17 protein-coding genes are annotated in these 20,755 nt (G+C 44.3%); 5 read left to right on the top strand and 12 right to left on the bottom strand.

Features of this window, described 5'->3' with window-relative positions:
* Positions 1 to 20: 20 nt before the first annotated feature.
* The 3 genes from VRU48_RS14785 to ffh form a co-directional block, all read right to left on the bottom strand.
* Complete coding sequence (locus VRU48_RS14785) at positions 21 to 842, bottom strand: hypothetical protein (RefSeq protein WP_330108688.1); 822 nt, start codon at positions 840 to 842, stop codon at positions 21 to 23.
* Positions 843 to 970: 128 nt separating this feature from the next.
* Positions 971 to 1,672 (bottom strand): LytR/AlgR family response regulator transcription factor, encoded by a 702-nt coding sequence (locus VRU48_RS14780; RefSeq protein ID WP_330108687.1) that lies wholly within the window; start codon positions 1,670 to 1,672, stop codon positions 971 to 973.
* 273 nt (positions 1,673 to 1,945) lie between these two features.
* Positions 1,946 to 3,280 (bottom strand): signal recognition particle protein, encoded by a 1,335-nt coding sequence (ffh, locus tag VRU48_RS14775; protein WP_330108686.1) that lies wholly within the window; start codon positions 3,278 to 3,280, stop codon positions 1,946 to 1,948.
* A 207-nt stretch (positions 3,281 to 3,487) separates the two neighbouring features.
* Between ffh and VRU48_RS14770 the strand changes: the two genes are divergently transcribed.
* The 4 genes from VRU48_RS14770 (at position 3,488) to VRU48_RS14755 (ending at position 11,082) form a co-directional block, all read left to right on the top strand.
* Entirely contained in the window at positions 3,488 to 3,850 is a 363-nt protein-coding gene (locus VRU48_RS14770; RefSeq protein ID WP_199139915.1) for a BlaI/MecI/CopY family transcriptional regulator, read from the top strand.
* Positions 3,847 to 5,937 carry a M56 family metallopeptidase gene (locus VRU48_RS14765; protein WP_330108685.1) on the top strand — a complete coding sequence of 697 codons (2,091 nt, stop codon included), beginning with the start codon at positions 3,847 to 3,849 and terminating at the stop codon, positions 5,935 to 5,937. Before VRU48_RS14770 ends, VRU48_RS14765 begins: the two co-directional genes overlap by 4 nt.
* Before the next feature lie 232 nt (positions 5,938 to 6,169).
* Complete coding sequence (locus tag VRU48_RS14760; protein WP_330108684.1) at positions 6,170 to 8,542, top strand: TonB-dependent receptor domain-containing protein; 2,373 nt, start codon at positions 6,170 to 6,172, stop codon at positions 8,540 to 8,542.
* Between the two features lie 101 nt (positions 8,543 to 8,643).
* Complete coding sequence (locus VRU48_RS14755; RefSeq protein WP_330108683.1) at positions 8,644 to 11,082, top strand: DUF5916 domain-containing protein; 2,439 nt, start codon at positions 8,644 to 8,646, stop codon at positions 11,080 to 11,082.
* 2 nt (positions 11,083 to 11,084) lie between these two features.
* Here the strand turns inward: VRU48_RS14755 and VRU48_RS14750 are convergent, their stop codons facing one another.
* The 9 genes from VRU48_RS14750 to VRU48_RS14710 form a co-directional block, all read right to left on the bottom strand.
* Positions 11,085 to 12,077, bottom strand: coding sequence for a DUF3078 domain-containing protein (locus VRU48_RS14750; protein ID WP_330108682.1), 993 nt, complete (start codon positions 12,075 to 12,077; stop codon positions 11,085 to 11,087).
* Positions 12,078 to 12,512: 435 nt separating this feature from the next.
* Positions 12,513 to 12,821 (bottom strand): hypothetical protein, encoded by a 309-nt coding sequence (locus VRU48_RS14745; protein WP_330108681.1) that lies wholly within the window; start codon positions 12,819 to 12,821, stop codon positions 12,513 to 12,515.
* On the bottom strand, positions 12,818 to 13,570 hold the full coding sequence (locus tag VRU48_RS14740) for a hypothetical protein (RefSeq protein ID WP_330108680.1): 753 nt from the start codon (positions 13,568 to 13,570) through the stop codon (positions 12,818 to 12,820). Before VRU48_RS14740 ends, VRU48_RS14745 begins: the two co-directional genes overlap by 4 nt.
* A 49-nt stretch (positions 13,571 to 13,619) precedes the next feature.
* Positions 13,620 to 14,492, bottom strand: a complete 873-nt coding sequence (locus tag VRU48_RS14735; protein WP_330108679.1) for a glucosaminidase domain-containing protein — start codon at positions 14,490 to 14,492, stop codon at positions 13,620 to 13,622.
* 41 nt (positions 14,493 to 14,533) lie between these two features.
* Positions 14,534 to 15,238, bottom strand: a complete 705-nt coding sequence (locus tag VRU48_RS14730; RefSeq protein WP_330108678.1) for a glucosaminidase domain-containing protein — start codon at positions 15,236 to 15,238, stop codon at positions 14,534 to 14,536.
* A 63-nt stretch (positions 15,239 to 15,301) separates the two neighbouring features.
* Positions 15,302 to 15,931 carry an O-methyltransferase gene (locus VRU48_RS14725; RefSeq protein WP_330108677.1) on the bottom strand — a complete coding sequence of 210 codons (630 nt, stop codon included), beginning with the start codon at positions 15,929 to 15,931 and terminating at the stop codon, positions 15,302 to 15,304.
* A 5-nt stretch (positions 15,932 to 15,936) separates the two neighbouring features.
* The gene (ruvX, locus tag VRU48_RS14720) at positions 15,937 to 16,353 is read right to left on the bottom strand and encodes a Holliday junction resolvase RuvX (protein ID WP_330108676.1); all 417 of its coding nucleotides are present in this window, start codon (positions 16,351 to 16,353) and stop codon (positions 15,937 to 15,939) included.
* A gap of 150 nt (positions 16,354 to 16,503) precedes the next feature.
* Complete coding sequence (locus VRU48_RS14715; protein ID WP_330108675.1) at positions 16,504 to 18,924, bottom strand: TonB dependent receptor; 2,421 nt, start codon at positions 18,922 to 18,924, stop codon at positions 16,504 to 16,506.
* 22 nt (positions 18,925 to 18,946) lie between these two features.
* A complete protein-coding gene (locus tag VRU48_RS14710; RefSeq protein ID WP_330108674.1) occupies positions 18,947 to 19,381 on the bottom strand; it encodes a MarR family winged helix-turn-helix transcriptional regulator in 435 nt (144 codons plus the stop codon).
* A 225-nt stretch (positions 19,382 to 19,606) separates the two neighbouring features.
* Between VRU48_RS14710 and VRU48_RS14705 the strand changes: the two genes are divergently transcribed.
* Positions 19,607 to 20,755: a DNA polymerase III subunit gene (locus VRU48_RS14705; protein WP_330108673.1), complete on the top strand. Its 1,149-nt coding sequence runs from the start codon at positions 19,607 to 19,609 to the stop codon at positions 20,753 to 20,755.

Genomic DNA, 20,755 nt, shown 5'->3' with positions numbered 1-20,755 from the left:
TGTCGATTTATGTATTTACTTTATATAACTGGTAAACATGCAAGTACAGCCACGCCCAAACATACTTCAGGAGCAATCGTACATGCTATAGTGCAAACTAAATCACTTCCGCAGTGCTTTATAATAATACATTCTAAGCATTTATAATAAGAAATGCCTTTTTTGAAGCAGTCTTCGCCACCGCCACCGCCACCGCCACCACCACCACCATCTCCATCCCCAGGATCGATTAATGCAGTTTTATTTGCTTTGAAACTTTCTGTGTTAAATGATTGAAAGTCAGGTGATTTCTGCATCACATTTTTGTCAATTGACACCTCAAACTTGGACAAATTAAATTTATTATCCAAATCAAACCGCATGATTAATTCATTTCTGGAATTGGTGAAGTTGTAATGTTTTACGTTGTTGGTTACTTGGTTTATTTCGACTTTAGTCCAAATGTAAACATGATTGTTCTGGTAAACATTTAAAAATCCATTTTCCATTTTGGAGGCATATGGAATAGTAATCATCACGATTTTACTATCAACAACATTAGTTTTTTTTACATTTTTTTCATCTATTACGAAATGATTATCTTCAATGTACTTGTTCCATTTGTCGTTGCTTCTTAATGTTCTAAGATAATCATTCTGATAATTGATTAAATATGTGCTTAGAATACGGTCTTGTATATTAATGGAATTAGGGTTTTTTATCGCTTCAGAGTTGTCATTGTTTTTTTTGTAGATTAATTTTTCCGTATTTCTCTCAGGAATTGTATCGGTAAGATTCTTACAGGAGTTGAAACCGGTTGAAGCTGCCGTACAAAGCAACAGAAAAAAGAGCATCTTTTTCATAGTTTGTTTTGAATTAAGGTTGATGTTTTTAAGACGTTATGCATCAAAAATATAACGGGAATAAATTGTAAGAGAATTTTTTCATCAATAGGCAGATGCTAAGACTAAACGCCGTTATTATGTCTCTTTTATTCTTGTATTTGTTTCATCAACTCATTTCGGTAAGCTTCGCCCAACGGAATTTGAATGCCATTCTTAAGTGTAATAAGATTGGCTTCAAGCATTTTAATAATACGAATGTTCACAATGTATGCTCGATGTACCCTGATAAATGTTTTTATGGGAAGTTTTTCTTGTATTTTTTTGATACTCATGTTGATAATAACCTTCTCATTTGTTAGATAGATGCATGCGGAATGCTCTATTGCTTCAATGTGAGTCACTTCGGCCAGCTCAATCTGAATAGCCTTTCCTTTTAAGCCCGGGTTTACGAATAAGTGGGTTCTATTTATCTCTTTTTGCTCATTATATTTTGATGCAATTTTTCCTTGTATTTTGCTAATACACTTTAAAAACTGCTCAAAGGAGAATGGTTTCAAAAGAAAATCTATTACATCCTTTTGAAATGCCTGTAGAGCATATTTGGAATGGGAGGTTATAAAAACTACGGAAATACTTTTGTCAAGCATGTCGATAACATCTATCCCTGAAAGCTCTGGCATCTCAACATCAAGAAAAACAATGTCAGGTTTTTCCCCTTTACTGATTTCATTAAGAGCCAATAGTGGGTTGGTATGATGTCCTGTTACTGTGAGATATGGTATTTGCTCAATGTGCTTAATGATTGCATTAATGACATGCTGATCATCATCTATAATGTAAGAGGTCATTAAAAGTAGATGTTAAATAGTTTGCATTCTAATGTTATTCAGCGCTTCCATAGGTTTTGACGAGCATAGTCTTGAATCTATGCATTGTGCAAACCATTTGCAAAAAGCGCAGCAACTATTTGAAAAATTCAATTAGAGGCTAATTTTTTTAATTAGCAGGAGGGCGTTTTTTCTTTTTGGGAAAGGCGCCGAAAGGGATAACTGCCAGTTTTCAAAAAACAAAACCCCCAAAGCATGGCCTTGAGGGTTCGTTCAATATTTTTTAGTTAAAGCCTAGCGCTGTGGCATTTTTGGCATGTTGCGCATCATTTTGGCTGCTGCGGCCGGGTTAGAGAATTGTTTCATCACCTTGCGCATGTCTTCAAACTGTTTAATGAGCTTGGTTACGTCTTCTACCTTGCTGCCTGATCCTTTGGCAATGCGTAGCCTGCGGCTTTGCTGTATGCTGTCGGGGTTTTCTTTTTCGAATGGGGTCATCGATTGGATGATAGCCTCTACACCTTTAAAGGCATCGTCGTCTATGTCAACGTTCTTCATCATTTTGCCTACACCTGGAATCATGCCCATCAAATCTTTCATGTTACCCATTTTCTTGATTTGCTGGATCTGGTTGTAGAAATCGTTGAAGTCGAATTTGTTCTTGCGGATTTTCTTTTGGAGTTCGGCCGCTTCTTTCTCGTCAAACTGCTGCTGTGCACGTTCTACCAACGAAACCACATCGCCCATGCCCAAGATACGCGAAGCCATCCTGTCTGGATAGAACACGTCTAGCGCTTCCATCTTCTCGCCGGTACCAATAAACTTGATCGGCTTGTTCACTACCGATTTGATCGAAAGCGCCGCACCGCCACGGGTATCGCCATCCAATTTGGTTAAAACAACACCGGTAAAATCCAAACGGTCGTTAAAAACCTTGGCTGTATTGACGGCATCCTGACCAGTCATGGCATCTACCACGAATAAGATTTCGTGGGGCTTGGTTTGCGCCTTTACTTCCGAAATCTCATTCATCAGGCTTTCGTCAATCGACAAACGGCCGGCGGTATCGATAATGATAACGTTGTTGTTGTTCTTTTTACCTTCGGCAATACCTTCTAAGGCAATGGCAATCGGATCTTTCGATTCTTTATTGGCATAAACCGGAACGCTGATCTGCTCGCCCAGTACCTGTAGCTGGTCTACCGCCGCAGGACGATAAACGTCGCCGGCAACCATTAAAGGTTTTTTGCCTTTGCTTTTAAGGTGCAAAGCCAGTTTTCCGGTAAAGGTGGTTTTACCCGCACCGTTTAAACCGGCAATCAATATAATGGTTGGGTTGCTTTTAAGGTCAAGATCGGTTACCTCGCCACCCATCAAGGCGGTCAGTTCGTCGTTCATGATCTTGGTCAGCAACTGGCCCGGAGAAATAGAGGTCAGTACGTTGGAGCCAAGCGCTTTTTCCTTCACCTCGTCGGTAAAGGTTTTGGCTGTTTTATAATTTACGTCGGCATCTAGCAAAGCTTTCCTGATCTCTTTCATGGTTTCGGCCACGTTGATCTCGGTAATGCTTCCTTGTCCCTTTAAAACTTTAAACGCCCTGTCTAGCTTGTCCTGTAAATTTTCAAACATAATTGGTTACAAATTTTTGTAAACGCAAAGATATTGTTTTTTTGCCTAAAAGCGAGCCTAATCGTAATTGCAAGGCAATTTTCCGTCCTGATTTTCAAAAATCTAGCCTCGAAAAAATTAAATGTAATATAAAAGTTACACAAATACTAATCGATTAGTTTGTGTATTAATCAATTAGTAGTACATTCGTCTATCAATTTTTACAACATGATCAAATTAGCAAAAAGAGAAGAGCAGATTATGCAGGTGTTTTGGGAAGTAGAGAAGGCGTTCATCAGGGATATCATCCCCTTGTTGCCCGATCCGAAACCCCATTACAACAGTGTAGCTACGATGGTAAAAATTTTAGAAGAAAAAGGCTTTTTGGGCCACGATGTGGTGGGCAACATGTTCTGTTATTTTCCGGTTATCGGCAGGGAAGAATACCAGAAGCACGCCCTCAAAGACGTGGTAAGCCAATACTTCGACAATTCCTATCCGCGGATGCTGGCCTTCTTTGCCAAGGAGCAAAACCTGTCTGACGACGAATTAACCGAAATTGTTAACCTCATTAAATCGAAGAAACCATGATGTTCTACGTGTTGAGTGTGGCCCTAATTTTGGCGGGCTGCCTGGTGTTTTATAAACTGTTGCTGCAAAACGAAACCTTTTTTCCACTAAACAGGTTTGTGCTGCTCATTTGTTTGGCGCTTTCTTTTGGCCTGCCTTTAATTCCGGTACCGCAACAATGGTCGTTCAGAAAGGCGAATGTAGAGGTGCCTGCTGTTGTCGACGACAGCAAGGTGCCTGTGGTAGACGTACCGCAACCTACGCCAACTGTACAGCCTAAGGCCGCCATCAGCACGGGCAACGAACAACAAGTTTCTTTTTTTAAGGATATCTCCCTGCTCAAAGTGCTTTTTTGGGCCTATTGGCTTGGGGTTATCGTGTTTGCCATCAATTTCCTTTTTCAGCTCTGCGTTTTGCTTTACCGCGCCTATTCGAGGCCGGTAATTAGAGACGGCCGTTTCAGAATTGTAGAGCTGGCGGGCAACCAAGCCCCCTGCTCCTTTGGCAACAACATCTTTATCAATCCCGAAAAATACGATTGGGATACCTACAACCAGATTATCCTGCACGAAAAAATCCATATACAGCAAGGACATAGCTATGATATTTTGATCGCCGAGCTGGCTTTGGTTTTTCAGTGGTTTAACCCCTTTGCCTGGATGTACCGCAAGGCCATGGAAGACAACCTCGAGTTTTTGACGGATAACGAACTGCTGGCCAACTCCGATATCGAGCCGAGCAGCTATCAGATGAGCCTGGTAAAGGTTTCGGCCCCACATTTTCCGGCTAGTTTGACAACTAATTACAATCAATCCATTCTTAAAAAAAGATTAGTTATGATGAACGCAAAAAAATCTAACGTAAACTCTACGTGGAAATACTTATTTATTGTACCATTATTATTGGTATTTGTCGCTTTCCTGAACGAGCCAAAGGCTTACGGAAAGAATGACGCCAAAAGCAAAACCGCCGAAAGGTTTCAGTTGATCGACAATCAAGGTACCTGGTTTGCCACCATTAAAGGCGACAAGGTAAACATCCGTTTCGAATCAGACGAGGACGGCAACAGCACCAGCAGCCATACCTTTTCACTGGCAGACCTTAAAAACCTGCCAAGAGGAAGCGAAGGCACCTTCTCGATTACCCGCGATGCCGGCACGATGAACTTTACCGGTAAATTTGAAAACAACACCGGTATGGGCTCTTACAAATTTAGTCCGAATGCAGATTTTACCAGTTTCTTGACCAAGGAGGGCGTAAGCGGAATCAAGGAAAAAGATAACTTGGTGTTTTTCATGATCAATGTAAAGCGAGGCTATGTTACTTCGCTTAAAGGACTGGGCTACAGCCAGATTTCTAAAGACAACCTGATTCCCTTGGTGGCTTTAAACGTTACGCCAGAATACATCCAGTCGCTAAAAAAGGCAGGCCTGCCTGACGTAAGCTTAGGTGAACTGATTCCGCTAAAGGCGCTAGATGTGGATGCCGAGTTTGTTAAAGGCATTAAAGAATCGGGTTATAGCAAAATAACCGCCAATAAGATGGTTACCTTTAAGGCACAAGGCATTGATGGCGCTTACCTAAAAAGTGCGAAAATGGCCGATGCGGAAAGCCGTGAAGCCGATGCTACTGACAGGGTGAAAAGCAAAGCTGAAAAAGCCAGCGGAAAAACAATCGAAAAAACGGCCCGAAAAGCCGCTAAAGATGACGAAGACGATGAGCTAGGCAACCTGATTGCCAGAAAGGTAATGAACATCACGCCAGAGTATGCCAAAGGCTTTGCCGACAAAGGCCTTAAGGTATCTGACGATGGCTTGCTTTCGATGAAGGCACTCGGCGTGACGCCAGAATATTTCGAAAGCTTCAAAACAGCCGGCCTCAACAACCTAACGGCTGAGCAGGTTACATCGCTTAAGGCTTTGGGTGTAACGGCCAGCGATTTTACCGAGTTCAAGAAACTGGGTTTCAAAAACATTAGCATCGAAAATATACTTTCGGCCAAGGCAACTGGTACCTCACCTACATTTGTGGCTTCGATGAAGAAAAAAGGACACAACTACAGTTCGATAGAAGACTATGTTAAAATGAAGGTCCTAGCTATCGACTAATCAATCCAGTAACCAAACCAACTATAGGCCTGCTGTTTTTGGTGCCCTTACGCATCAAAAACAGCAATTGGCCAAGCCTTGCCCCCTCGTGCCGAAACCTACCCGCTTGATGAGCTGAGCCGGTCGTTACGCGCCTGCCCAGAAAACACCAAATCCAACTCGTAAACCAAATGCTAAGCATGCAACATTTGCTTAGGCAGGATGTCTTTTGCCCTAACCAATCCCTATTAAAATGAAGAAAGCCTTATCTACCTGCCTTTGCCTTTTGTTACTGTTCGGTGTTGCCACAGTACAGGCCCAAACATTTAAAGTAAGCGGAAAAATTGTAGCCAACAGCAACCAGCAAGGCTTGGATTATGCCACGGCCACCTTGTTGCGCCTGCCCGATTCGGCCACCGTTGGCGTACAGTACAGCAATGCCCAAGGCATTTACGAATTTAAGGAAGTAAAGCCCGGCAACTATCTGATAATGGCCTATTACCTGGGTTATGAAAAGGCCAAATCGGATGTTTTTAGCATAGCCAGCGCCGATTTGGAGCTGTCGACCTTGCGGTTAATCAGCAATGCAAGGACGCTTAAAGAAGTAACCGTCAAAGGCAACAAGCCGTTAATAGAAAGAAAGATTGACCGTATGGTTTTTAACCTCGAAAACTCGATTGCGGCCAAAGGTACAGACCTTACCCAGGCCCTGGCCCTTACGCCTATGCTAAGGGTTGAGGAAAGCGGCATTTCTATAGTTGGAAAAGGCGGCGTAGCAGTAATGATCAACGAACGCATGGTACAGCTTCGGGGTAGCGACCTGATGAATTACCTTAAATCGCTACGTTCTGACGATATCGAAAAAATAGAAGTGATAACCACGCCACCTGCCAAATACGAGGCGCAGGGCAACAGCGGCCTAATCAACATTGTCGTAAAAAGCAATCCGAATTTGGGTTGGAGCGGCAATTTTAGCCCTTCTTTTATGCAAAGCACCTACTCTTCTTTTGCCAACAACCTTAACGTGAATTACCAAACGCCGAAACTGGCCAGTTCTGTTAAGCTGAGGCAATACCACAGGCTGTCGCATATTGATGAGCAGACCGATAACATTGGCGTGAATTCTATTTTGAGCAGCGACCCGAGAAAGAGTATTTCCAACGGTATTGGTGCCAACCTGAGCCTCGATTACAAAGCAGGTAAAAGAGCCAGCTTGGGTCTGATTTACGATGTTGGCAAAACCAGTTCAGACATGAATATTGACAATGCTACCGTTTACCAAACCCATGGTGTAACCGATTCGGTGCTGCGTACGGTGTCGCATAACGAAAACCCGAACCTGAACCAAACGCTTAGTCTTTACTACGACCAGAAACTGGATAGTTTGGGCAAGAAACTGAGCACCAGCTTCAACTTTTTTGGGGCACAGCCAGAAACCACCAATAACTTTCAAACTACTTCAGACCAAACCGGCCAAACCAATCGCGTGCGGAATTTTAATGGCATAAAGTACAATGTTTGGTCGGCCCAGGCAGATTTGGTATGGCCTTATCAATGGGCTTTGGTTGAAACCGGCTTAAAGTTTGCCAATTTTGATCAGGATGCCGAAACGGCTTATTCCAACTTTGTGCAAGACGCTTTTCGGCCAGATCCATTGAGGAGCAATTTGTTCGAGTACAACGAAAAAAACATGGCAGGTTACATCAGCCTACAAAAAGAACTCCATAAGAAGTGGGAGGCCAAAGCTGGGCTACGTTATGAATACACTCTGATCGACGGCTATTCGCCAACCATCAACTCACGAAGCAAATCAGAATATGGAAAGCTTTTTCCAACGGTTTACCTCAGCTATAAGCCAAACACTAAAAGTACTTTTTCGATCAACTATTCGAAGCGCATCAACAGGCCAAATCTAAGGGCGATCAACCCAGCCAAATGGTACTCCAACGCCAATACCTATTTTACGGGAAATCCATTCTTAAAGCCTTCATACAACCATAACGTAGAGCTTTCTTATTTGCGTGGCAATTTGTCTTTTACGGCTTATGGCCAAAAACTGGTGAATGGATATGGTTATATCGTAGAAGTTAAGGATGCCCTCAAGGTTGTAAATGCATACAATTACCTTACCCAATACAGTGCCGGATTAACGGTAAGCCTCAACCAAAAGTTCTTCCCCTGGTGGGAGAACAGCAGCTTTGCTTCCTACAGCTATTCGAGTGCCGAGTCTGTCTTGCCACAAGTGCTTGCACAAAAAGGTTCGGCCTTTTACTACAGCATCAACAATACGTTTAAAACCAGCAGGCAAACTTCGGCATTTGTCAATTTTAGGCAGTCGCTATCATCAAGACAGAACAACATGTACAATCAAGGCCGATATGTACTTTCGGCAGGAGCGAGAGTAACATTTGCCGATAATAAATTCCAGGTCAACGCTTCTGTTAACGATATTTTGAAAGGCGATTTGGAGAGAAACAGAATGTACTATGCCGATGGTATTCAATATAGCAGCACTTATTACGATACCAGAATGTTTAACCTGAACTTTACCTATACCTTCGGCAAATCGAGGGTAAAGGGCAGTCAAAAGCAAATTAACTTTAAAGAAACTCAAAGAGCGAATTAATAGGCCTAAGAGCTATATGCTATAAATTAATGCAAGCTATTTTCTCCTTTAGTGCAACATTCGGCACACTAAGCTCGTCTTATCAACACCATTAAAACCAAATGAAACTACAATTAACATCCCTAATCATTATATGCTGTACCTTTGCCTGTTTTGCGCAAAACGCACAGCCCATCAAGAAAAAACTCCAGGCCAAACGAACTGCGGTAAGCCCCAAAATTGACGGTTTGCTCAACGATGCGGTTTGGGAGGGTGCGCCAATTGCTACAGACTTTGTAGAAAACAGGCCTGTGCCTGGTCGCATAGAATCGAAAGAAAAACGAACCGAAGTAAAAATCCTCTACGATGACTACGCCATTTACGTAGCCGCGCGCATGTACGACAAGCGCGACAGCGTGGTGCATGAGTTGGTATCGAGGGATAACATTGGCAACGCCGATTTTATTGGGGTTGTTTTCGATACCTTTTTAGACGGCGTAAACGGCAACGGATTTTATGTAACTGCGGCCGGCGTACAGTTTGATGCCAAATACTCGCTCATTGGCGATGAAGATTCCAACTGGAATGCGGTATGGGAAAGCGAGGTGAATATTGACGAAAATGGCTGGACAGCCGAGTTCAAAATCCCTTATTCGGCCCTGCGCTTTTCGAGCAAAGACCTGCAAAACTGGGGACTTAACTTTGTAAGAAAGCGTACCGGAGCCAATGTGCAAACCTTTTGGAACTTTGTAGATCCAAGGGTGAGCGGCTTCATCAATCAGGAAGGTGTTTTAGAAGGCTTGCAAGGCATCAAAGCGCCGTTGCGCCTCTCTTTCTCGCCTTACATTTCTACCCTGGTTAGCCATTATCCCTACAATGTGCCGGGCGTTAAGAATACACAGACTACTTTTAACGGCGGTATGGACGTAAAATACGGCATTAACAAGAGCTTTACGCTCGATATGACCTTGATCCCCGATTTTGGGCAGGTGCAGAGCGATAACCGCATCCTGAATTTAACGCCTTTCGAAGTAAAGTTTAACGAAAATCGGCAGTTTTTTACCGAAGGAACGGAGCTGTTTAACAAAGGCGATTTATTTTACTCGAAAAGGATCGGGTCCATTCCTTCTTATGTCGACCTCAGCGATTTGAAGGCTGGCGAGAAAATCGTGAAAAATCCGCAGGAAGCCAAAATCATCAATGCTACCAAAATATCAGGCCGTACAGCCGGTGGTTTGGGACTGGGCATATTCAACGCCGTAACCAACAGCATGTATACCGAGGTAGAAGATGCGCAGGGCAATAAGCGCAGCTTTAGGAGCCAGCCTTTAACCAACTACAATATTTTTGTGTTAGACCAATCGCTAAAAAACAACAGTTCGGTTAGTGTAATCAACACCAACGTATTGAGGCAGGGCAATGCCTACGATGCCAACGTCAGCGCGTTTTTGTTCAACATCAGCAATAAAGACAACAAGTATTTTGTAAGCGGGGCCGGCAAAATGAGCTATGTTACCCAAGCGCCGGTTACCGCCGATCGTACCGGCTACAGCTATAATTTTAGCCTAGGCAAAAAGAGCGGAACGGTTACCTACGATTACCAACAGGAATTTTCAGATACGCGCTTTGATCCGTCTGATATGGGTTTTTATACCAACAACAATTTCTTCGATCAAAAAATAACCGCCCATTACGATACCTACAAACCTCATTCTTGGTACAATAAATGGCTCAATTATTCGAGGATTTCTTATTCGAGGAGGTTCAAGCCCGGCGATTACCAGAATCTGAGCATCGAAGGTGGACCTTACATCGAGTTTAAGAACTTTTGGTCGGCGGAGCTTAATTTCTATTACGCCGCAACGGGCAACGATTTTTATGAGGCGCGCAACGGACAGGTTTACAAAACACCATCGCAGTTCAAATACAGCGTATTCATCAACCCTAACCGGGCCAAAGCGTATAATTTTGGGGGCAACGTACAAATTACCAGGGTCAACCTGTTTAAAGGCGAGAACTACAATTTCTACTTCTTTCAGAACCTGCGTGTAAATGATAAGCTGGCCTTTGGATTAGACCTTAACTATGCGCCAAGTTATAATGCCGTAAACTGGGTAGCGGCGCAGGGCGCGCAAGCCATTTTTTCGAGGTACAACAGAAATACTGTCGAAAATTCGATGGATGCCAAATACAGTTTCAGCAATAAAATGGGCATTAACTTAAGGGTAAGGCATTATTGGTCTGACAGGCGCAACAAGGAGTTTTTTGTGCTGAACAGCGCTGGCCGATTAGATGCCTACACTGGCCCGGCATTGCAAAATGTTGATCGAAATTACAATGTATTCAACATCGATTTGGTTTACCAATGGGTATTTGCGCCAGGAAGCGAGTTGAGCGTAACTTATAAAGATGCGGCTGAATCGAACGAAATGTTTTATACTGCGCGTTATGGCCGCAATTTCGACAAGGTTTTGTCGGGCCCGCAAAACAACAGCCTATCGGTTAAGGTGCTCTACTATATCGATTACCTCAACCTGATCAAGAAGAAAAAACACAACTAAAACTATCTGGGGAAGGTAAACATGAGCCCAAGGGCGAGTGTTTGGCTTCCCTGTATTTTAAGGTCGGTATCTCTGTCGTATAAGCCTACGCCGGTAAGCGAAACGTTGATATAGCGATTAACCTTGGCCATGATGTTTACGTCTAAGCGATGGTCGATGTGCCCAAAATTATCGTAAGGAATAAACATGTTGTAGCGGGTTTTGAGCATGATGTTGGTAAACACTTCTTTTTCAAAACTGCTCACAATCTGAAAGGCCAGCTCGTTTCGGAAATTTTTGCCTTTTACCACCCCAAAGTTATTCGAGTTGGTACGCCAAATGGCCGTGTCGAGCACAAAGGTTTGTCTGGCGGTACCCGTACCAATTCGGGTTGAGAAAAACTTGTTGGGCTTGTACTCAAAACCGATGGATTCGGTGAGGTAGCCCGGCGACATGAATTTAGACAAAAGATTTTCTTTTTCGTTGCCTTGTGCATCCTTGCTGTAGGAGAAGCCCTTGTCAAACTGCGATTCGAAGTTGATGGAACCGAAGAAATACCAGTTTTTAGAAAGCTGTATGGCTGCTTTGTTGTCCCAGTAAATGCGGTCGGTAGTTTTCTTTTGCAACTGTGCCTTGTTTTTTACTTTGCCGTATTGCAAAATCACCTCGCTTACATAGCTGTAGCTTTCCTTGCTGTATTCGGCTTTGTAGTTGACCAATCCACCAATGGCCAAAGAGTTTACGCCCCCGCCTTTCCAGTTGTCGCTAAAAGCCGCCTGGTTGATGTTGATGCCCACCGATGTTTTGGTTTTCCAGTAATTGACCTTGGCATTGACCAAGGCTGGCTTTAGCACTACGGGCTGAAACTGGAGTGTACCCATGCGCGAAGGAAGCGGACTACGTTTGAGCCTAATATCTAAATCTTTGGTAGAGATAGGAATGGTGTCTGCCTCTTGGGCCACGGCATGAAACGAAAGGATAACGACAAATAGCAGGCTAAGTAGTGTGTTCTTCATTGTTTTACAAAGAAAAAGAAAAATAACAGCTAATAAAAGTTTTTATGGTGATTGCTTTGGGCGGTAAACCATTATGGAATTAAGGGCAATAAGAATCGGTTTTTTGTAACCACAATGATGCAAAGTTAAGGAGGCGAACCTTTGCGACATTGAGCATACGGCTTAGGGTTCTTAGGTGGTGAAAAAACAATAAAAGTTTTGATGATGATTGCCTTGAAGGTAAACAGAAAGCGACTAAGAAGATACGAGCAAAACGCTTGGGAGAACCATTAAGGAATTAAGGACAATAAGAATTGGTTTTTTTGCAACCGCAATGATGCAAAGTTAAGGAGGCGACGCTTTATGGTATTGAACGTACTGCTTAAGGTTTTGAGGGGGTGAAAAAATAAAAGACTTTATGGTTGATGATTTCTCGGATTAGTTCAAAAAGCTGATCTAGCGATAAAGTTTTCGTTGCTTCAAATAATCGAAATCGAGCTCATTGGCAAAGGCTTCTCGCTCAAAGCAGATTTGTAGATAAGCTTGGTGATGGTTGCGGAAACGCAATAGGTTAATGAGGTAATTGAGCAGGTAAAACACATAAAAAGGGATAACCAACAATTCCAATTGTTGCCTGAGGTGGATCTGCTCGTGGTTGATTAAAGATCTGTCGGTTTTTAATGCGTGGTTTTTAACCAAAATGAAAGGGAAAAGCGCCATGCCACTGGCCGGCAATTTGGACCAAACAACAATCCAGGGCCTCATGGGTTGGTCTGTAAGCTCAGTCTTGGCAGTTTGGGAAGCCTAAAAGCCGCCGGATTGCGTTTGTACGAAGCATAGCTATTCTTGATAAACTGTACAAAGGAATAGTCGGAGGCCGTAAGCACAAACTGGTAGGTTGGGCGGTACTGCACAATAAAATCGTTTAAATCAGCGTCGTTGATGCCAGTCACCGCTTTTACATAATCGGGCCTAAAGCGGTAATCGATAATGGCTTCATGGTAGTCGCGCTCTAAAATGGCTTGTAGCCTGCGCGCATTCCGTCCCTGACGGCTTAGCAGGTTATAAATCACATCAATGCTCAAGCCCGCACCCGATGGCCCCAGCGAAAAAGGATCTTTGGTACTTCCTCTTTGCAGGGCAGATTTATATTCTTTCAGGTTTTGGCTGTATTGCTCCTGTGGTGTTGGTTTTTTGCCTACAATCTGTACTTCCTTGAGTTTAATGCTGAGCGACTTGAGCTGAAACACAATGGCGCTTTGGCCTTTGTAGATCACCGTGTCCATGGCATAGCCGCTTAAGGCGGCAAAAAGCGTATCGCCGGGTTTTACGTTGGCCGTAAACTCTCCCTTGGTGTTGTTGTAAATGCCTTCGTCAGAACTTGGGTTGTAAATGTATACCTTGGCCAGCCTCAATTTGCTGTCTTGATCAACCACAAAGCCCTGCACGGGCTTGTTTTGGGCAAAAAGCTTGGTGCTGAACAACAGAAAAAGTAAGACAACCGAAAATCTCATGGTTTAACAAAACTACAATTTATGCCAAAAGTTTTATTTGCTCTTAACATTATTTAACTACCAAAAGTTTTTGTCCAACCTTGATGTTGTTGTCGCTCAGTTTGTTTAAGGCCTTTAAATCGTCAACGCTCAACTTGTACATTTGGGCAATCCTGAAAAGCGTATCGCCTTGTTTCACGGTGTAATAGCCGTCTGTACTGGTGGCAGGTGCCGGAACGGTTGTGGTTGTGGATTGTGTTGGTGGCGGATCTTTGGGCGCTACATCAACTGGTGTAAATTTCTTTTTTTCTAGCGGGATATTGGCATTGATTTCGGTAAATACCCGATCCTCGCGGTTAATTTTTTCCCTTTCGCTTTCAGGCTGGTCATACTGGTACAGCTTGTACTTTTCGATGGTGGTAATCAGCATGTCGGGGTATTTCGGATTGGTGGCATAGCCAGCGGTTTTAAGCCCTAAAGCCCAGTTTTTATAGTCGTTTTTGTCCAGTTCGAACAAAAAGCTGTAGCGTTTGCGCTTTAAAAATTCCGAATGGTCTTTGTACGATTCGCGGGCATCTTTATACACCCTGAAGCAATCGTTGGCTTGGTCGTCGTCTTTGTAATAAGCTTTGCCTCTCCAATCAGAAGTACACTTGATGCCAAAATGGTTGTTGGCATATTTGGCCAAAGAGCTGTTGCCACTGCCCGATTCGAGGATGCCTTGGGCCAAGGTAATGCTGGCCGGAATACCATAGGCATTCATTTCTTCGATGGCTACGCCTTTAAAAGCCTCGATATAGCTCAGCGTAGTATAATTGGTGAAGTTTGGATTTTCTTTGTTGGCGGCTTTTTCGATTTGCTTGTTGTTACGGCTGTATTGTCTGGATTTACAGGCGGCCAACAGCAAGGTGGCCAAGGCCAATAAGAGGATGGAGTTCTTCATGAGGGTGTATTGGTTTTAGTGGTATTCACAAGCTCGCTTCTTTAGAGTTTAAGTTTTTGTCCGGGTTGCAGGGCCGATGATTTGAGTCCATTTTTTTGCATGAGCGAGGCGGCTGTAGTGCCCAAGCGTTCGGCCAGCTTATTCAAGTTGTCGCCTTTCTTAACCGTGTAGGTTTTTGCCGAACTGGATTTGCTACGTTTGGTGCTTTTTGCCGTGCGCGATTTTTTTGCTGGAGCTTCAACTATCGGATCGGGTTTTTCTTCATAACCGTCGGGGCGCTCGTCGTAAAGGTAAAGTTCGTATTTTTTAATCAAGCCAATCACCTGCGAGGCCCACGAACGGCTGTGTGCGTAGCCTCCCCTTTGGATTCCCCGTGCCCAGTTTTTATAATCGTATTGGTCGTATTTGTCAAAAAGCACTTCAAAATAAGACCTGCTGTGCAAAAAGGAAACAAAATGGTTGTATGACGAGTCGACCGTTGGGTAATCGCGGTATGAAGATCGGATCTCGGTATTGCTGTTGGCGCCTTTTACGCCAAAATGATTGTTGAGGTAGCGGGCAATCTTGCTTTTGCCGGCGGCCGATTCATGGATGGCAACGGCCAAGATGATGCTGGCCGGTAGCTGGTGTTCGCGCATCAGCTCTTGCGCATGTTCTACATGTTCGGCAATATAATCTTCGGTTGATTGTGCTTTGCCAAAAAGCGCCGATAAGAGCAACAGGCATACGGTAAGGATTTTCTTCATTGTTAAATTGTTTGATTAAATGTTAGCCAACGCTAACCGTCAATTGACAATTGCCAACTCGAATTATTTTTTTCTGATCACAAACAGTCCGTCGCGAACGGGAAGGATTAATTTTTCTACCCGTTGATCATTCGCAACTTCGTCATTAAAATTACTAATGTTTTTGGTGTCTTTGTCTTGCGCCCCACCCAACACTTTTCCACTCCACAGCACATTATCCACAATAATAATTCCGCCCGGTCTTACCCTGTCGAAAATGAGGTGGTAATAAGTGCCGTTATTCTTTTTGTCGGCATCAATAAATACCAAGTCGAAAACTTCGTCGATATGTTGGAGGCTTTGCTGGGCATCGCCAATAATGTATTTGATCTTTGGGTTTAATGGCGATTTGGCAAAATTGCCGCGCACCATGTCTTCCAGCTCGGCATTGATGTCGAGGGTGTAAATGAGGCCGTCGTCGGTTAGCCCTTCGGCCAAACACAAGGTGGCATAGCCCGTAAAGGTGCCGACTTCCAAAATCCTTCTGGCGCCTATCATCTTGCTCAGCATACTCAATACCCGACCTTGGTAATGCCCGCTCAGCATGCGTGGCATCAGTACCTTTAAATTGGTTTCGCGGTCAATATGTTGCAAAAGCGAGTCTTCGGGTTCTGCATATTTTAACAAAAGGCTTTGTAGTTCTTCGCTGATCATTGTGCTTATAAACGGTGTTGTTCCATAAAATATTGCAGAATTATGGTGGCCGATATCGTATCTACCCGCTCCTTGTCGCGCCTATCGGTTTTTTTGAGGCCGCTTTGCATAATGGTTTGATGCGCCATTTTGGAGGTAAAACGCTCGTCGATCCAATGTTGCGGAATGCCCGGAAAATTCTTCTTTAAAATGGTGGAAAAGCCTTTGACGTGCTGTGCCGATTCGGAAGGCGTGCCGTCCATTTGTTTGGGGTCGCCCAGCACAAAAGCCTCTACCTGCTCATGGAGCATGTATTTTTTGAGGTAGTCTACAATATCTTTCGGGTGAATGGTGTCCAGTCCTGTTGCAATCAGTTGCAAGGGATCGGTTACGGCAATGCCGATACGTTTGGTGCCATAATCAAAAGCCAGGATACGTGCCATATTCGGGCCAAAGATAGCGATTTAGTCTGGAGTCCATAGTCGATAGTCCATAGTCGATAGTCCATAGTCGATAGTCAATAGTCCATGGTTGATGGTCCATAGTCCATAGTCTTGGGCTTAGACTCCAGACTTCCGACCCCAGACCCCCTGCTAGGTGCCCGCTCTGTTGATTTCGTCGCTGGCCCCGCCTGCCGAGCGTTTGGCGGCTTTCAACGGTTTGCCAAAACGATAGCTAAATCCAACGTTAAATACCTGGGTATCGCGCCATAAAATAAAATACTCGTTGGCACCCGGAAAATCGGTTAAGCCTTCCATCGATTGGGTATGGAAAATATCACGTGCGGTAAGCCTTAAAGTACCATTGCCTTTGAATATGGTCTTGGCCAAACCCGCCGATACCTGTCCGGTTGGCGAAAGCAACTCCTGCAAATCGTTGCGCGCTTTGGTGGTGTAAAAGCCCGATAATTCGGCATTCAGCGTTTTGCTGATCCTGAACTGGTTGTTCATGCTGTTGTGCAGCTGTTTTACCGACGATTGGTAGTTTACATTCTGGTAACCACTCAGCTTTTTGTAGTTGAAATTGCTTTGTGCGGTCAACGACCACCATTTAAACGGCGATACCTGAAGCGTTACGGCTACGCCCAAATTGTGCATTTGTCCCACGTTGCCATCGGTGTACACTAAAATATCGTCGCCTTCTGACAGAAACAGTTGCGAAAAATAATTTTTAATGCCACTGTAGGAAACCGCCGTAGTGAGCAGGTTTTTATACGAATGGCTCAGCTCGAAATTCCAGGTGTATTGAGGCAAGAAGAACGGATTGCCACGCTGATAAGTGTATTTGTTGATGATAAACACAAAAGGGTTCAGCTTTTGGTAAGGCGGACGGTCAATCCTGCGTCCTGTGGTCAAAGTTAGGGCATTGGCCGAATCGACTTGGTACGTAAGGTAGCCCGATGGGAAAAAATCTTGATAGGTTTTGGTAAAACGGCTTCCTGCTTTGATCGCGTTGCCCTCTTGGTCGGCTACGTAATGCGTATTTTCATAACGAAGCCCCAGTTGATAGCTTAAACGGCCCAACTTGTGCTCTAGGCTGCTGTAAACCGAATTGATGTTTTCCTGGTATTTGAAATGGTTGCTTTTGTTCAGGTCTGCTTCCCAGTTGCCATTGTTCAGCAATTCGTAGTTTGCCTGGTTGTCGGTGTTGATGTTCGACGATTTTGCTCCTGCTTCCAGCTTGGCGCTTTTGCCGAGTTGTAATACATAATCTGCTTTGGCCGAAAAGATGTGGAGCTTGGAAGGAATGCTGCCTTTTGAGCTTTGGTTGTAAGCCACGGCTCCAGTTCGGATGTTGTTGAAAGCTTGATTGTTGTCTATCGAGTAGCCCAAGTAATCTACATCAAAGCCAATATCCTGCGTTTTGCTGATGTTGTGACGGGCATAAACGTTAACCGCTCCATTTTTAAGGCCGAAATCGCTCGTGCTAATGGTGCTGATGGCCGAATCGGTAACCTGTTTGCTCATCCAGGTAGCCACGGCAGTGCTCACGCCCGTACGCGAAACCAAATTGCCGGTTAAGGTAAGGCCAATCGTGGTGCGGTCGGAAGCAAAAAAATCAAGCCCTGTTTTGAGCAGGTGCGGACTGTTGGTGCTTTTCAGGTACGAAGGCTGGTCGAGCGCCGAAGTAACCGTTCCTTGGTTGTCGAAGTACTGTCGATAGGCATAAATAGACGTGTAGCCCTTGTAATAGCCGTAGCTGTAATTGACAAAAGTATTGATCCGGCCCGAACGCAGATTAAGCAAAAGCGAGTTGTTGCTCTTCAAATATTTGCCTTGGCCGAGGTTAACCGATAGATTTCCGTTAAAGCCCTCCTGCTTGTTTTTCTTGGTTTTGATGTTGATGATACCCGCATTGCCATTGGCATCGTACTTGGCCGAGGGACTGGTAATCAACTCGATTTGGTTTACCTGCGACGAGTTCATGCTGCTGAGCAGGTTGTTCAGTTCGGTGCCCGAAAGATAAGTAGGCTTGTCGTCTATCATCACCAAAACGCTGGCCTTGCCTTGCAAACTGATGCCTCCGTTTTTATCGACCATTACCCCCGGCGACTTTTCGAGTACTTCTAAAACCGTAGTGCCGGCATTGGTTACGGCAGCATCTACATTCACCACGGTCTTGCCCTGGCTGCGTTGCACAAAAGGCTTGCGCGAAACAATAGTTACCTCTTGCAGGTTTTTGGCGCTTGTGCTCAGGTTAACAGTTAGGGTTTGCGTAGCTGGCAATTGAAAAGGGGTACTGCTTTTGGTGCCAAAGCCCACGGCAATAACCGTAGCATAATACTGGCCGGTTGCGATGGCCCGAAAATCGGCCTGGCCTTTCTCATTGCTGATGGCGGCTTTCACCAAGGCTTTGTCTGTGGCTTTGTGCAGTTCTACCGTGGCATTGGCCACGGGTTTTTGTTGTTCGTCTAGTACCGTAATCCACAATGTTGGAGCCGGGTTCTGTGCATAGAGCCTAAAGCCCATCAGGAGGCAAAGCCCTAATAAAAAGAGTTTGTTTGTTGGTTTCATTTGTGTTTGGTTTATTGTTTTGTCAGGATTGCTGGCAATTGGCAATGATCTGCTGCATCAACTGTCGCATCTGTTCAATGCTTTTTTCATCTATGTTTTTTAAGGCCTTGGCCCTGTTTTCGATAGCTATTTCGTTCACTTTTTGGGTTACCTGATAGCCGCTGTCGGTTAAGGTGAGTGTTACCCGCCTACGGTCTGAAGGATGGGCTTCGCGTACCAAATAGCCTGCGCCAACCAGCAATTGGATAATGCGGGTAATAGACGCATTGTCCTTAAACACAATCTTGCTGATGTCGTTTTGCGTAATGGTCGGGTTTTCGGCCACGCTTTTTAAAATCAGCCATTGGTCTATGGTAATGTCATAGCCCGCCTGGCGCACATTGCGTTGCGCAAACTGGTTGTAGGTCCTAAAACACTTGTCTAAAGTGTAAAGCATCGTATCGTTGAGATTCTCCATGAGGCAAATATATAAATGTATTATCAATTATTGATATATCAATTAAATTTTTACAATGCCAGAGATTTACGTATAGCGTTCCAATCCGTTTTCTAATCCCAATCCGCCAAGCTCAATACGCCATACGCATCTCTCAATACGCCTATCGCAGTACGCAATACCCGGCGCAAGTCAAATCTCACATCTCCTGGCCTACATCTCAAATCTATTTCTTATTTTGCACCAATGCAGTTTAAAGAGATTATCGGACAGGAAAACATCAAGCAACAACTCATCCAAACCGTTGTAGAAAACAGGGTTAGCCATGCGCAGCTGTTTTTGGCGCCGGCCGGAAATGGGGCGCTTTTGTTGGCCATTGCCTATGCCCAATACATCAACTGCCAAAACAGAACCGCTACCGATAGTTGTGGAGAGTGCGCTTCGTGCCGCAAGTACGAAAAGTATATCCACCCCGACTTGCATTTTTCCTACCCGTTTTTTGCTTCGAAAGATGTAAAAACCGCCGTTGATGTGCTCGACGAATGGCGGAGCCTGTTGCTGGAAGAACCTTATTTCGACCTGGATATTTGGCGGTCTAAATTAAGTGCCGACAACAAACAGGCGAATATCAATATTGCCGAGTGCCACGATATCATCAAAAAACTGAGCTACAAGGCATTTGAAGCCGATACCAAGGTGCTGATCATGTGGCTGCCCGAGTTTTTGGACAAGGAAGGAAACGCCTTGCTGAAAATCATTGAAGAACCGCCTGCCAATACCCTTTTTATTTTGGTGGCGCAAAACCAGGAGCAGATTTTAGCTACCATTTTATCGCGTACACAAATTGTGAAGATACCCAAACTGGCCGACGAAGTGGTCGAAAACTACCTCATCAACAAGGCACAGCTCTCTGCACAACAGGCCATCGAATACAGCTTTTTGGCCGATGGCAACCTAATCGAAGCCAATGCCCTGCTCAACGATGTAACCAACAACAATGCAGGCCTGTTTGCCGAATGGCTGAGGTTGGGTTTTGGCAACCGCGTACCGGCCATGATTGCCTTTACCGATACGGCCGCGGGCTGGGGAAGAGAGAACCAAAAGAATTTTTTAAAGTACGGCATCAACTTTTTACGCGAGTGCAGCTTGCTGCTTAGCGGTGCCTACGAATTGGTTAAATTACCGCCACAAACGCTCGAGGTGGCACAAAAACTGTCGGAAAAGGTACTGGATTTGGCCATGGTAGAGGCCTTGATTAACGAATTGGAACAGGCGCATTACCACATTGAGCGCAATGCGAATCCGAAAATTCTGTTTTTAGATGTATCTTTACAATTAGTTAAAATAATAAAATTTAAAACGCTCCCTCAGGGGACTCAATATATATACAACTAA

It is taken from the genome of Pedobacter albus, assembly GCF_036324255.1.
Lineage (GTDB): Bacteria > Bacteroidota > Bacteroidia > Sphingobacteriales > Sphingobacteriaceae > Pedobacter > Pedobacter albus.
Note: the sequence above shows the minus strand (reverse complement) of the source record. Positions and strands in the feature narration are given on the sequence as shown.

Excerpts from the sequence above, each read along its gene's own strand:
- VRU48_RS14785 (WP_330108688.1), bottom strand. The coding sequence starts at position 842 with ATGAAAAAGATGCTCTTTTTTCTGTTGCTTTGTACGGCAGCTTCAACC.
- VRU48_RS14780 (WP_330108687.1), bottom strand. The coding sequence starts at position 1,672 with ATGACCTCTTACATTATAGATGATGATCAGCATGTCATTAATGCAATC.
- ffh (WP_330108686.1), bottom strand. The coding sequence starts at position 3,280 with ATGTTTGAAAATTTACAGGACAAGCTAGACAGGGCGTTTAAAGTTTTA.
- VRU48_RS14770 (WP_199139915.1), top strand. The coding sequence starts at position 3,488 with ATGATCAAATTAGCAAAAAGAGAAGAGCAGATTATGCAGGTGTTTTGG.
- VRU48_RS14765 (WP_330108685.1), top strand. The coding sequence starts at position 3,847 with ATGATGTTCTACGTGTTGAGTGTGGCCCTAATTTTGGCGGGCTGCCTG.
- VRU48_RS14760 (WP_330108684.1), top strand. The coding sequence starts at position 6,170 with ATGAAGAAAGCCTTATCTACCTGCCTTTGCCTTTTGTTACTGTTCGGT.
- VRU48_RS14755 (WP_330108683.1), top strand. The coding sequence starts at position 8,644 with ATGAAACTACAATTAACATCCCTAATCATTATATGCTGTACCTTTGCC.
- VRU48_RS14750 (WP_330108682.1), bottom strand. The coding sequence starts at position 12,077 with ATGAAGAACACACTACTTAGCCTGCTATTTGTCGTTATCCTTTCGTTT.
- VRU48_RS14745 (WP_330108681.1), bottom strand. The coding sequence starts at position 12,821 with ATGAGGCCCTGGATTGTTGTTTGGTCCAAATTGCCGGCCAGTGGCATG.
- VRU48_RS14740 (WP_330108680.1), bottom strand. The coding sequence starts at position 13,570 with ATGAGATTTTCGGTTGTCTTACTTTTTCTGTTGTTCAGCACCAAGCTT.
- VRU48_RS14735 (WP_330108679.1), bottom strand. The coding sequence starts at position 14,492 with ATGAAGAACTCCATCCTCTTATTGGCCTTGGCCACCTTGCTGTTGGCC.
- VRU48_RS14730 (WP_330108678.1), bottom strand. The coding sequence starts at position 15,238 with ATGAAGAAAATCCTTACCGTATGCCTGTTGCTCTTATCGGCGCTTTTT.
- VRU48_RS14725 (WP_330108677.1), bottom strand. The coding sequence starts at position 15,931 with ATGATCAGCGAAGAACTACAAAGCCTTTTGTTAAAATATGCAGAACCC.
- ruvX (WP_330108676.1), bottom strand. The coding sequence starts at position 16,353 with ATGGCACGTATCCTGGCTTTTGATTATGGCACCAAACGTATCGGCATT.
- VRU48_RS14715 (WP_330108675.1), bottom strand. The coding sequence starts at position 18,924 with ATGAAACCAACAAACAAACTCTTTTTATTAGGGCTTTGCCTCCTGATG.
- VRU48_RS14710 (WP_330108674.1), bottom strand. The coding sequence starts at position 19,381 with ATGGAGAATCTCAACGATACGATGCTTTACACTTTAGACAAGTGTTTT.
- VRU48_RS14705 (WP_330108673.1), top strand. The coding sequence starts at position 19,607 with ATGCAGTTTAAAGAGATTATCGGACAGGAAAACATCAAGCAACAACTC.